Here is a 12772-nt window from a genome sequence, read left to right as displayed (position 1 = left end):
CCATGACCAAGATTTTCACTCGTTTCCTTAAAGATGAGTCCGGCGCCACGGCAATTGAATACGGCCTGATTGCTGCGCTTATTTCTGTTGCTATTGTTGGCGGCGCTACGACCGTCGGCTCCCAAATCAAACTACTTTTCGGAAACATTGCTACGAAAATGACGGCAGCTACGACCAAATCAGCCGGCTAATAACTGCAGTATCTCCTTTGGTGGCCGCTCCTAAAGAGGTGCGGCCATCTTAGTATTTTTGGGCACCCTCCCTGCATTGGTTGCCACTTACATACAAAACCCTTTGTGGAATTGATCCAATGGTCGTAGCAGCAATTTTTTTGACTTTGCCGTTGTGCCTCGCTTTTGCTGCGCTGAACGATCTATTCAGCATGACCATACCCAACAGGATACCGCTTATATTGCTGTCTTCCTTCATAGTGGTAGCACCCTTTACGGGGATGGATTGGCAGACTTTCGCAATGAGCATGGCGGCCGCCGCTGTGGTATTTTTAGCCTGTTTTGCACTTTTCGCAGCTAATGCAATGGGCGGCGGAGATGCAAAACTGCTAACCGCCGCGACAATCTGGTATGGTTTCAACATATCGCTGGTGGATTTTCTACTCGCAGTGGCATTCCTCGGCGGTGTATTGACGATCGGCATCCTGCTTTTGCGCTCGCGCTCGCAACAAATCATGGCAGCCGGTATTCCTATTCCGGATTCCCTGATGGTGGCGAAAAAAATCCCCTATGGCATCGGTATCGCCGTCGCCGGGCTCTTGACCTATGGCGAAACACCGCTGGTAAAAGCCGCCATCGCAAGTCTTTCCTGAAAAAAGATGCGCCCCTCACAGGTTAAAGGCCCGTTAACCAGAAATCCAAGCATAATATTAACCATAATTATACCAATCGCGCGCCATCCTGAGGGGAGAACAACCTGATTCCCTCAAGGATCGAGCATGAAACCGTCGCGTATCGTCATCCTCTCCGTTGCCCTGGTCGCCGCCGGTCTTGCCGGTATCGTCGCCATGCAGATTTCCGGCGCGAAGCAGGTCATCGAAAAAGCGGAAACGATCATCGAGAAGGAACCGACGGTCAACGTTCTCGTTTCCTCGGTCAACCTGCCCGTCGGCAGCCGTCTCAACGATAGTTCCGTGCGCTGGACGCCCTGGCCAAGGGGCAATGTCATCGACAGTTTCATAACGGAAACAAAAAGCCCGAACGCCATCACCGAACTTTCCGGCGCCGTCGTACGGCTCCCTTTGTTCGAGGGCGAGCCGGTGCGGCCGGAAAAAGTGGTTGATTCCAGCACCCGCATCATGTCCTCGCTTTTGCCAGCCGGCAAACGCGCCGTCGCCACCGAGATTTCCGTCTCGACGGGTGCCGGCGGTTTCGTACTGCCAAATGACCGGGTTGACGTCATCATGGTCCGCAAGGGCGATACGGGTAACTTTCTGACCGAGAATGTTCTTAATAATGTCCGCGTTCTGGCGATCGATCAGCAGATCAAGGAAGGCGAGGACGGCATCTCCGCAGTCGTAGGTGCCACCGCAACGCTGGAACTGACACCCGAGCAGGCCAAGATCATAACCGTGGCGCAACAGATGGCGGATCGCCTCACGCTCGCTTTGCGCTCGGTTGCCGATGCGCAGGAAAACGACACGCTTTCGGCCGGTTACCTTCTCAACGGCGGCACCGGGCAGCCGGAAATTCAGGTGATCAAATCCGGTTCGATCGTCAAGGGCGGACAGGGAGCATCGCAATGACCGGGGTTTCAATGGCAAAGCGCACCAAAAAACACCTGCGTTCCTCGATCGCGGGCGGCCTTGCATTTTGCCTGGCTTTTTCAGGCATTCCGGGTCAGCACTCGCCCGCATTTTTGCGTATCAGCGAAGCGGAGGCACAAACCGCCAGCATCGTGCGGATCACCGAAAGCGGCACAGGCATTCGCAAGCGCCTGAAGCTCGGCCTCAACAAGGCGTTGGTCATCGACCTGCCGGACGATGCCCATGACATTCTTGTCGCCGATCCAAGCCTTGCCGATGCCGTGACCCGCACGTCCAGACGGATTTACCTGTTCGGGAAGACGGTCGGGCAGACCAATATTTTCATTTTCGGCGAAGGCGGTCGGGAAATCGTCAGTCTCGACCTCGAAGTCGAGCGCGATATCGCCGGCCTTGAGGCCAATATTCGCCGGTTTATTCCCGAATCCGACATCAAGATCGAAATCGTTTCCGACAATATCGTTCTCACGGGATCGGTGCGTACACCGCAGGATTCCGCACGCGCCGTACAGCTCGCCGACGCTTTTCTGAAGGGCGGCGAAGCCACCACCCGTAACATATCGCTGACGGGCGGCGACAATGGCGGCGATGCGGCAATTTTTGCGGAACGGCGTCAGACATCGCAGATCGTTAATATGCTGACGATCGAAGGCGAAGATCAGGTAACGCTGAAAGTCACCGTCGCCGAAGTTAGCCGGCAAGTGCTGAAACAGCTCGGCTTTAGCGGCATGATCGGTAGCTCGACGAGCAATAACGGTTTCGAATTCGCAAATCCGTCCAATCTTGGAAATGCAATTAGTGGCGCCTCGCAAATAGCCAGCGGCGCGATTGGTTCTGGCTCGCTCAACTTTGCTTCCTATCTGAACGCGATGGAGCAGGCGGGTGTCGTGCGCACTCTTGCCGAACCAAGCCTCACCGCCATCTCCGGCGAACAGGCCAAGTTCTACGTCGGGGGCGACTTCCGCCTGCCAGCGGAACAGGAAGTCACCATCGACAAGGAAACAGGTCAGCCGACCATAACTCGGACCACCAACACGGTCGACTACGGCATCACGCTGAACTTCAAGCCCGTGGTGCTTTCGCCGGGGCGGATCAGTCTTAAAATTGAGACCAATGTTTCCGAGCCGACATATGAAGGCAACGCTGTAACCGGAAATGCGGGCCGTACCATTCCAGGTTCGACCTATATGTCCATCCGCAAACGCGAGACATCGACAACCGTCGAACTTCCGTCGGGCGGCTCGATCGTGATCGCGGGTCTGGTTCAGGATAACGTCCGTCAGGCGATGTCGGGTCTGCCCGGCATTTCCAAGATACCGATCTTCGGCACGCTTTTCCGCAGCAAGGATTTCATCCGCAACGAGACGGAACTCGTCATCATTGCAACGCCCTATCTGGTGCGACCCGTTGCGCGCAACCAGATCGCCCGGCCGGATGACAACTTCAACCCGGAAAACGATGCCGCCATGTATTTCATGAACCGTGTCAACAAGGTCTATGGCCGCAAAGATCAGGTTCAGGCGGCTCCCTATCAGGGATCAGTGGGGTTCATCTACAAATGACGACACGCGCACGAAATCCCTTTCTCAGAGCAAGCCCGGTCCGGGCAGGAAACGTCATGCAGGAAACCTCTTCCTCCTTTTCCCTCAACCTGTCCGGCAGACGGGCCGGTCTCGTCGCCATGGTCGCGCTTGCCGCCAGCCTGTTGCAGGGCTGCGCGCGAGACCCGATGACGACCAACGCCATTCCCGACGATTATCGCACACGCCATCCGATCACCCTGTCGGAAGCCGAGCATTCGCTGGATATTCCGGTTTCGGCGGGTGATGGCCGGCTGACCACAGCGATGGCGGATAACGTCCGAGGTTTCGCCCAGAATTATGCCTCGATGTCGACGGGGATCATCAATATTCAGACGCCATCGGGTTCGGCCAATTCGGCAACCGCATCCAGAATGGCGAAACAAATCCGCTCCACGCTTTCCGGCGCCGGTGTGCCCTCGGGCAAGATCATGGAAACGCGTTACTCCGCATCCCCGAACGGCGACGCCGCCCCCATTCGCCTGAGCTACGTGGCCGTGACCGCCATGACCGGCCAATGCGGTCAGTGGCCCGAAGACCTTTCGGACAACACCTCTGCCAACAAGAACTGGTACAATTTCGGATGCGCATCCCAAAGCAATCTCGCGGCACAGATTGCCAATCCGATGGATCTGGTTGGCCCGCGCGGCATGAGCCCGATCGATGCGGAGCGCCGTGCGGTCGTCATCGATACCTATCGCGGCAAGACTCCGGCGGCAACAGATTGATGCGGTTTCAACAACTGTCACGGCAGGAAAGACGATGAGCGCTGTAGAATACGATATCAAGTCAGGCGGCGACGCAGAAGCCGAGCCTGCGCGTGCCGCGGATATGGATCGCCTGCGGCCCCTGCCCCGCATCTCCGTCCATGCATTCTGCGTCAGTGAAAACATGCAGCGCGTGATGGATGCCTTGTCCAGCGACAGGCGCATGAGCAAGGTCACGCTGCGGGTAACCAAGGGCGATATCAACGCGGCGGCGACCATGTTCTCCGCCTCACCCACGCCCAATCTCATCGTTCTCGAAACGGCGGGTTCACCCGCTTCGCTGCTGGATGATCTCGCACCCCTGGCGGAAGTTTGCGACCCCACCACCCGTGTCATCATCGTCGGCCGGCACAACGACATAACGCTTTATCGCGATCTCATCCGCAACGGCATATCCGAATATCTCGTCGCCCCAATCAACATGGCCGATCTATTGGCCTCGATCACGACGATCTTCGTTGATCCGGAGGCAGAGCCGCTTGGCCGCAACATCGCCTTCATCGGTGCAAAAGGCGGGGTGGGTTCGTCGACGATCGCGCATAATTGCGCCTTCGGCATCTCCACCCTGTTTTCCACCGAAACCATTCTGGCGGATATGGATCTTGCCTATGGCACGGCCAACATCGATTTCGATCAGGATCCCGCACAGGGCATGGCGGAAGCGGTCTTCTCGCCGGAACGGCTGGACGAGGTATTCCTCGACCGTCTGCTAACGAAATGTTCCGACCATCTGTCGCTGCTGGCGGCACCGTCGCTCCTCGACAGGACCTACGATCTCGATCGCCAGGCGTTTCTGCCGATCCTGGAGGTTTTGCAGCGTAGCGCGCCCGTCGCGGTCCTCGACCTTCCCCACCAATGGTGCGACTGGACGCGGGCAGTGCTTGCGGAAGCGGACGAGGTGGTCATTACGGCAGTGCCGGATCTCGCAAATCTTCGCAACACGAAGAACCTGTTCGATGCGCTGATAAAGCTGAGGCCCAACGACAAGTTGCCGCACCTCATTCTCAATCAGGTCGGCATGCCGAAACGCCCGGAAATCGCCCCGGCTGACTTTCTCGACCCGCTGGAAATCGAACCGATCGCCATCATTCCATTCGACACCGTGCTCTTCGGAAACGCTGCCAACAGCGGGCGCATGATCAGCGAGATGGATGAAAAATCCCAGATCGCGGAAACTTTCTCGCAAATCGCCCATACCATCACAGGCCGTACCGTTCTGCGCAAAAGCAGGCGCGGCGGCCTGGACAAGCTCAAGAATATTCTCAAGCGCAAATAGGCTCCCTTTTGCGCCTTTAGACGGAAACGCCAATGTTCGGAAAACGGGGGCCAGAAGGCCCGGTCAGAACCATAAAGCCGGAGTTTGTCGTGCCTGCCATGCCGCAGGCGACGACGACGTCCGAGCCCCGGTCTCTGACGATCGACACTTTGGAGCCCGGCCAATCGCCGGCAACGCGCCACACGCAGGCATCGGCGCAATCGCCGCAGAAAAAACGCGCCCGCACGGAAGATTATTACAATACCAAGAGCCAGGTGTTTTCCGCGCTCATCGATACGATCGACCTTTCACAGCTCGCCAAGCTGGACGCGGAGAGCGCGCGCGAGGAAATTCGTGATATCGTCAATGACATCATCACGATCAAGAATTTCGCCATGTCCATCGCCGAGCAGGAAGAGCTGCTCGAAGACATCTGCAACGACGTTCTTGGTTACGGGCCGCTGGAGCCGCTTCTGGCACGCGACGACATTGCCGATATCATGGTCAACGGTTCCGGCCAGACCTTCATCGAAGTCGGCGGCAAGACCATCGAATCCGACATCCGCTTCCGCGACAATAATCAATTGCTTTCCATCTGCCAGCGCATCGTCAGTCAGGTCGGCCGGCGCGTGGACGAATCGAGCCCGATATGTGACGCCCGCCTGCCGGATGGATCGCGTGTCAACGTCATCGCGCCGCCGCTCGCCATCGACGGTCCGGCGCTGACGATCCGAAAATTCAAACGGGACAAGCTCACGCTTGACCAGCTCGTGCGTTTCGGCGCGATCACGCCCGAAGGCGCAACCCTGCTCAAGATCATCGGCCGCGTCCGCTGCAATGTCGTCATCTCGGGCGGCACCGGCTCAGGCAAGACCACTCTTCTCAATTGCCTGACAAGCTTCATCGACAAGGATGAACGCGTCATCACCTGCGAGGACACCGCCGAACTGCAACTTCAGCAGCCGCATGTGGTGAGGCTGGAAACGCGCCCGCCGAATATCGAAGGAGAAGGTGAGATCACCATGCGTGATCTGATCAAGAACTGCCTTCGCATGCGGCCCGAACGCATCATCGTCGGCGAAGTCCGCGGACCGGAGGTTTTCGACCTTCTTCAGGCGATGAACACCGGTCACGACGGCTCGATGGGCACGCTCCACGCCAATACGCCGCGGGAATGCCTCAGCCGTATCGAATCGATGATCGCCATGGGCGGCTTCACTCTGCCGGCAAAGACGGTGCGCGAGATCATTTCGGGCTCGATCGATATCGTCATTCAGGCCGCACGCCTGCGCGACGGCTCGCGCCGGATAACGCAGATCACCGAAGTGATGGGCATGGAAGGCGACGTCATCGTGACCCAGGATCTGATGCGATACGAAATCGACGGTGAAGACGCGCATGGCAAGCTGATCGGCAAACACGTCTCCACGGGCATCAGCAAACCCCATTTCTGGGATCGCGCCCGCTATTACGGCGAGGAAAAACGCCTGGCGACCGCGCTCGATGAAATGGAAAAGACATCCTAAGGGAAGGCGACCGCCATGGACCCCACAATCCTGTTACTGGCCGCACTTGTCGCAATTTCGGCAGGGGCGCTGGCTTACGCCTTCCTTTTCCAGCAGATAGAGGTCGAAAAAAAGACCACCAGCCGCTTCAAGCGGGTCAAGGCCGCCGAAACGGATCACGCAAACATCAAAGCTGCGCGGGACCGGGTCCAGGAACTCGGCAAACGCCGCAAGTCCATGCAGGACAACCTGCGCGATATGGAAAAGAAACAAAGCGAAAAGGCGAAGAAAGCAAAGAATGTCGGTTTGCGTGACAAGCTGGTTCAGGTGGGGCTGCAACTTTCCGTTCGGCAATTCCACCTGCTGAGCGCAGGCGCGGCCGCCTTCTCCATTCTCATCGCGCTTCTTTATGGCCTGTCGTTGCTTATCGCTCTGCTCATAGGAGCCGTCGTGGCGTTGGGACTGCCGCGATGGGTTTTGGCGTTTATACTCAAGCGACGGCAGAAAAAATTCCTCGAGGAATTTCCCAATGCGCTGGATGTCATGTGCCGGTCGATCAAATCCGGATTGCCGCTGAACGACGCCGTGCGACTGATCGCATCGGACGGCCAGGAACCGGTGAAATCGGAGTTTCAGCGTGTCGTCGATGCACAACAGGTCGGGATCGGCATTCCTCAGGGCATCGAGCGCATGATGCTGACCATGCCGCTTTTCGAAGTGAGTTTCTTCAGCACCGTCATCAATATTCAGGCGCAGGCGGGCGGCAACCTTTCGGAAGCACTGTCCAACTTGTCGAAAGTCCTGCGTGACCGCAGGAAAATGCGTGCGAAAGTCAACGCGCTGTCGATGGAGGCGAAGGCCTCAGCCGTTATCATTGGCGCACTGCCTTTCATCGTCATGATGCTGGTCCACTTCACCTCGCCCGACTATCTGTCGGTGCTCTTCACCGACATACGCGGGCACATCATTCTGGGCGCGTCGGGGTTATGGATGCTGATCGGGATCTTCATCATGCGCCAAATGATCAATTTCGACATATGAGGGCACGACCATGACAGGAAGCTTCTTTTCCAGCCTGACGGACCCGCAGACGATCATCGCCATTCTCGTCACGCTTGCGGTTTTTGCGACCCTCTATACGCTCATCATGCCGTTCTTCGAGCGAAAAGACTTCGCCAAGCGCATGAAAGCCGTGTCATCGGAGCGCGATCTCATTCGCAGCCGCGAGCGCGAACGTCTGGCCACCGCCACCAGAGACGGTAAGGCTTCCCTGCGTGGCAACAACAACAAATCCGCACGCCGTATCGTCGAGAAATTCAACCTCCAGGAAGCACTTGCTGACAAGAACACGATGAACAAGCTGCGCGCAGCGGGTTTTCGTTCACAAAACGCACTCAACACGTTTCTTGCCGCCCGGTTCCTGTTGCCGTTCGTTTTTCTTGTTGTGGCCTTTACCTGGGTCTTCGTTCTTGGAAACCTCGCGGACAAGGCTTTCGTCGTCCGGCTGATGGCGGTGCTTATTTTCGGCTATCTGGGTTTCTATGCACCCAATATCTATGTTTCGAACCGCATGAACAAGCGGCAGGCGTCAATCAAGCGGGCGTGGCCGGATGCGCTGGACCTGATGCTGATCTGCATCGAATCAGGCGTGTCCATGGAGGCTGCCATGCGTCGCGTGGCGGAAGAGATGGGCGAGCAGTCACCCGAACTGGCGGAGGAAATGATGCTGACGACAGCGGAACTGTCCTTCCTTCAGGACCGGCGCATCGCCCTTGAGAATTTTGGCATGCGTACCCAGCTGGATGGCGTCAAAAGCGTGGTACAGGCGCTTATCCAGGCGGAAAGATACGGCACGCCGCTGGCTCAGGCGCTGCGTGTTCTCGCGCAGGAAGGTCGCGACGAGCGGATGAACGAGGCTGAAAAGAAGGCCGCCGCCCTGCCGCCGAAACTGACAGTGCCGATGATAATATTTTTCCTGCCGGTGCTCATCGCGGTCATTCTTGGGCCGGCCGGGATTCGCGTTGCCGATACGTTCTGACACAGGAAACGCGCCGGCATTTCAGGCGGCAGCGCAACGCGAAGCGGAACTGTGAATAATTTATCCGCGTGCCGGCATTGATGGGGGACATCTAAAAACTCATCAGCCTGCCGGCTTTTTGTCTTTCTTCGCCAGTTGCTGCCAGGAATTCTGCTGCGAAAGCATTGCACGCAGATAACCGAGATTTGCCTGCGCCTGCTGTGGCGAGAGTTCCTGAACCGCGATGCGTTCGGCTTCGGCGAAGCGTCCCTGGAGACCCACCACGAGTGCAAGGTTCTGGCGGACGCGGCTGTCGGCGCCAGGCTGGGCGATGGCCGATTGCAGATATGTTTCGGCGGTACGGGGATCGCTCGACAGGACGTAGGACATTCCAAGGTTCGAAAGCACGCTCGGATCGTTCGGCTTGAGATCAAGCGCCTGCCGGTATTTGGTGCGCGCCTCGTTCGACCGTCCAAGCTGGTCGAGCACGGCGCCTTCGGCGGAATAAAGGCGCCAGTCGGGACGGTCGGGTGTCTGCGCTCTCTGGATGGTCGAAAGGGCCTGTTCGAGCTGGCCTGACGCTGCCTGCGCCTTGCCATAGGCGGCAAGGACTTCACGGTCGGCCGGATTGGCGATGGCGATCTGCTGCATCACCGCGAGCGCCTGCGTGTTCTTGCCGGTCATCATCAGCACGTTGGCATAGTTCATGCCGACGGACCTGTCCTTGGGTCTACGTTCATAGGCTTTGCCCGCCGTCTCTTCCGCCTGCCGCAGCTGATCCATGTTCATGTGGTCATAGGAGCGCGTGGCAGCGGGAATGGAGCCGGTCGACATGCGATCCGGCTTGTTGGTGCTCGCGCAGCCGGAAACGGTTAGAACCAGCGCCGCGAGACATGCTCCCCGCAGCAATCCTGCCCGACCCGTCTCTCTCAAAGAAAATGCAGTCATGGCAGCGCCCCCGCCCAAGAATTATCGATCTTGCGCCCGACATACGACAGACTCACATGACGCAACTTTCGCTTAAGCAATAATCTGTTAACCCTAACAGAGCGTTAATCGCACCGATTCTCGACAGTTACGAAAGCAGACCATGGCGCCCTATCAGTTCATCGAACGCCCGACCCCTTTCAGCTCCAAGGCCGGCAGCACCCTGCCGGTTTTCGCCGTCACGCCAGCCCATATCGAACAGGGCGCCATCGATCCTGTTGCTCTGGACTGGGCGAAAAAAGCGGGCTTCAAGGCAGAGGCGGGCGCCGTATTGCTCGTTCCCTCCTCCGATGGTTCGCTGGGCGGGGTTCTTCTCGGCCTCGGCGGCAATCCGTCCGAAATCCCGTTCATCACCGGGAAACTGGCCCGCGAACTGCCCGAAGGCGAGTGGCATATCGAAACCGCACCATTGACGGCCAATCGTCTGGCGCTCGGTTTCGGCCTCGGCAGCTACCGCTTCGACAAATACAAGACCACCAAAACCAGCGGGGCAAAGCTTCTCATTCCGCAGGATGCCGAAGATGGCGAGATCAAACGCGTCCTGGCCGGCGTCTTCCTTGCACGCGACCTCATCAATGTCCCGGCCAACGACATGGGGCCGGACGAGCTTGAAATCGCGTTCCGCAGCCTTGCCGCCCACTACAAGGCAAAGGTGAGCGTCATTACCGGCGACGACCTACTGAAGGAAAACTTCCCGCTCATCCACGCCGTCGGCCGCGCCAGCGAAAGCGCGCCGCGCCTTCTGGAGATGAACTGGGGCAAGAAGGGTAATCCGCGCCTGACCCTCATCGGTAAGGGCGTCTGCTTCGATACCGGCGGTCTCGATATCAAGCCAGCCGCCTCCATGGCGCTGATGAAGAAGGATATGGGGGGTGCGGCCAATGTCCTCGGTCTGGCGTTGATGATCATGGATGCGAAGCTGCCGGTCGATCTTCGCGTCCTCGTGCCCGCCGTCGAAAACTCCATTTCCGCCAACGCCTTCCGTCCCGGCGATATCTACAAGAGCCGCAAGGGGCTGACGGTACAGATCGACAATACGGATGCTGAAGGCCGTCTCGTTCTGGCCGATGCGCTGGCCTATGCCGATGAGGATGCGCCGGACCTGATGATCGACATGGCGACGCTGACGGGTGCTGCCCGTGTCGCTCTCGGCCCGGACCTGCCGCCGTTCTACACCGATGACAGCGATCTGGCCCATGACATCGCCGAAGCCAGCATCGATACCGACGATCCGTTGTGGCGCATGCCGCTTTACATGGGATACGATAAGGATATTCGCTCACGCGCCGCCGATATCACCAATGCACCTTCCGGCGGCATGGCCGGATCGATCACCGCCGCCCTGTTCCTCAAGCGTTTCGTCACCAACACGAAAAAATGGGCGCATTTCGATATTTACGGCTGGTCCTTGAGCGAGAGGCATCACTCCTCCATCGGCGGAGAAGCCCAGGGCATCCGCGCGCTCTTCCATTACATCGCGCATCACTTCGTAAAGTGAAAAAGCGAGAAATGGTTTCTTAGCGGAACTGCCACGGAGCGTTTCCCCTCACGGGAAACGCTTCCATTTCTCTCAAACCAGAACCTTCTGCTCCTTGAGGTCTTCCTCGCCGAAGAACTTCAGATAGCGCTCCACTTCGGCCGGCTCACCCGTCGCTTTTTGCGGATTGTCGGAGAGTTTCACCGCCGGCCGGCCATTGGCATCGCTGACCTTGCAGACGATGGAGATCGGTTTGAGGCTGGCGATGGTCTTCGGCGCGCATCCGGCAAAATCATTCGTCAGATTGGTGCCCCAGCCAAAGCTCATGCGCACCCGGCCTTCGAAATGCCGGTAGGTGTCGACGATGGCATCGACATCGAGACCATCGGAGAAGATCAGCATCTTCTTACGGGGGTCACGGCCCATCTTCTGCCACCAGTCGATGATCTTTTCCCCGCCTTCGATCGGCGGCGCGCTGTCGGGACGGAAGCCCGTCCAGTCCGCCACCCATTCCGGTGCGTTGCGCAGAAAAGCCGCCGTGCCAAAGGCATCGGGCAGCACGATCAGCAGATTACCGCCGTAAAGCCGGTTCCAGTCCTTCAGAACCTGATAGGGCGCTGCGGCCAGCTCCTCATTCGTCTGGGCGAGCGCTGCAACCACCATCGGCAATTCATGTGCATTGGTACCGACGGCTTCGAGATCGGAATCCATCGCGAGAAGGACGTTGCTCGTGCCGGTAAAGGCAGGCCCGATGCCTTCTTTCAGAGCCTCGACGCACCAGCGCTGCCACAGGAAGCTGTGGCGGCGGCGGGTGCCGAAATCGGAAATGCGCAGACCCGGCAGTTCCCGCAGCCGCTCAACCTTTTCCCACATCTTGGCCTTGGCGCGGGCATAGAGAACATCCAGCGTGAAATAACCGAGCGAGCGCATGGCGCTGCGCGAACGCAGCTCGTTTATGATTGCAAGCGCCGGAATCTCCCAGAGCGTGGTGTCCATCCAGCGACCATGGAAATTCAGCTCATACTGCCCGTCGCGCTTGAAAAGCTCATATTCCGGCAATTGATAGCTCGAAAGCCAAGAGAGGAATTCCGGCTCGAATATCTGTGAGCGGCCATAAAAGGTGTTGCCCGCAAGCCAGATGTTCTCCTTCTTGGAGAGGCGCAAGGTGCGTGCGTGATCGAGCTGCTCGCGCAGTTCCATCTCGTCGATCTCTTCCGCTAGCCGCACCGTCTTGGTGCGATTGATAAGAGAAAATGTCGCGTCGACTTCCGGATAGAGCTTCCAGATCATCTGCAACATCAAAAGCTTGTAGAAATCCGTATCGATCAGGCTGCGGACGATCGGATCGAGCTTCCAGGTGTGATTGTGGACACGGGTTGCTATATCGGTCTTCGTCATGCTCGCATTCCC

12 protein-coding genes are annotated in these 12772 nt (G+C 58.1%); 10 read left to right on the top strand and 2 right to left on the bottom strand.

Annotated elements, in window-relative coordinates:
- Positions 1 to 2 precede the first annotated feature (2 nt).
- The 9 genes from RS75_RS05450 to RS75_RS05410 all read left to right on the top strand — a co-directional run bounded on the left by RS75_RS05450 (position 3) and on the right by RS75_RS05410 (position 8919).
- A complete protein-coding gene (locus tag RS75_RS05450) occupies positions 3 to 191 on the top strand; it encodes a Flp family type IVb pilin (RefSeq protein WP_045018152.1) in 189 nt (62 codons plus the stop codon).
- Between the two features lie 119 nt (positions 192 to 310).
- Complete coding sequence (locus tag RS75_RS05445; RefSeq protein ID WP_045018151.1) at positions 311 to 823, top strand: A24 family peptidase; 513 nt, start codon at positions 311 to 313, stop codon at positions 821 to 823.
- Between the two features lie 126 nt (positions 824 to 949).
- Complete coding sequence (gene cpaB / locus RS75_RS05440) at positions 950 to 1756, top strand: Flp pilus assembly protein CpaB (protein ID WP_045018150.1); 807 nt, start codon at positions 950 to 952, stop codon at positions 1754 to 1756.
- A complete protein-coding gene (locus RS75_RS05435; RefSeq protein ID WP_045018149.1) occupies positions 1753 to 3336 on the top strand; it encodes a type II and III secretion system protein family protein in 1584 nt (527 codons plus the stop codon). Before cpaB ends, RS75_RS05435 begins: the two co-directional genes overlap by 4 nt.
- Positions 3337 to 3392: 56 nt before the next feature.
- Entirely contained in the window at positions 3393 to 4082 is a 690-nt protein-coding gene (locus tag RS75_RS05430; RefSeq protein ID WP_045018148.1) for a CpaD family pilus assembly protein, read from the top strand.
- 34 nt (positions 4083 to 4116) lie between these two features.
- Complete coding sequence (locus RS75_RS05425; protein ID WP_045018147.1) at positions 4117 to 5397, top strand: AAA family ATPase; 1281 nt, start codon at positions 4117 to 4119, stop codon at positions 5395 to 5397.
- 32 nt (positions 5398 to 5429) lie between these two features.
- Positions 5430 to 6902: a CpaF family protein gene (locus tag RS75_RS05420; protein WP_045018146.1), complete on the top strand. Its 1473-nt coding sequence runs from the start codon at positions 5430 to 5432 to the stop codon at positions 6900 to 6902.
- A gap of 15 nt (positions 6903 to 6917) precedes the next feature.
- Positions 6918 to 7922, top strand: coding sequence for a type II secretion system F family protein (locus RS75_RS05415; RefSeq protein WP_045018144.1), 1005 nt, complete (start codon positions 6918 to 6920; stop codon positions 7920 to 7922).
- A 10-nt stretch (positions 7923 to 7932) separates the two neighbouring features.
- A complete protein-coding gene (locus tag RS75_RS05410; RefSeq protein WP_045018142.1) occupies positions 7933 to 8919 on the top strand; it encodes a type II secretion system F family protein in 987 nt (328 codons plus the stop codon).
- A gap of 102 nt (positions 8920 to 9021) precedes the next feature.
- On the opposite strand, the gene RS75_RS05405 is transcribed toward RS75_RS05410, so the two are convergent.
- Positions 9022 to 9846: a tetratricopeptide repeat protein gene (locus RS75_RS05405; protein WP_045018140.1), complete on the bottom strand. Its 825-nt coding sequence runs from the start codon at positions 9844 to 9846 to the stop codon at positions 9022 to 9024.
- A gap of 142 nt (positions 9847 to 9988) precedes the next feature.
- On the opposite strand from RS75_RS05405, the gene RS75_RS05400 reads away from it, so the two are divergent.
- Positions 9989 to 11383, top strand: a complete 1395-nt coding sequence (locus tag RS75_RS05400) for a leucyl aminopeptidase family protein (protein WP_045018138.1) — start codon at positions 9989 to 9991, stop codon at positions 11381 to 11383.
- Between the two features lie 72 nt (positions 11384 to 11455).
- Here RS75_RS05400 and pncB read toward each other — a convergent pair whose 3' ends face one another.
- Positions 11456 to 12760 carry a nicotinate phosphoribosyltransferase gene (pncB, locus tag RS75_RS05395; RefSeq protein ID WP_045018136.1) on the bottom strand — a complete coding sequence of 435 codons (1305 nt, stop codon included), beginning with the start codon at positions 12758 to 12760 and terminating at the stop codon, positions 11456 to 11458.
- Positions 12761 to 12772: the final 12 nt, after the last annotated feature.

Source organism: Rhizobium nepotum 39/7, from assembly GCF_000949865.1.
Classification (GTDB): domain Bacteria; phylum Pseudomonadota; class Alphaproteobacteria; order Rhizobiales; family Rhizobiaceae; genus Agrobacterium; species Agrobacterium nepotum.
Note: the sequence above shows the minus strand (reverse complement) of the source record. Positions and strands in the feature narration are given on the sequence as shown.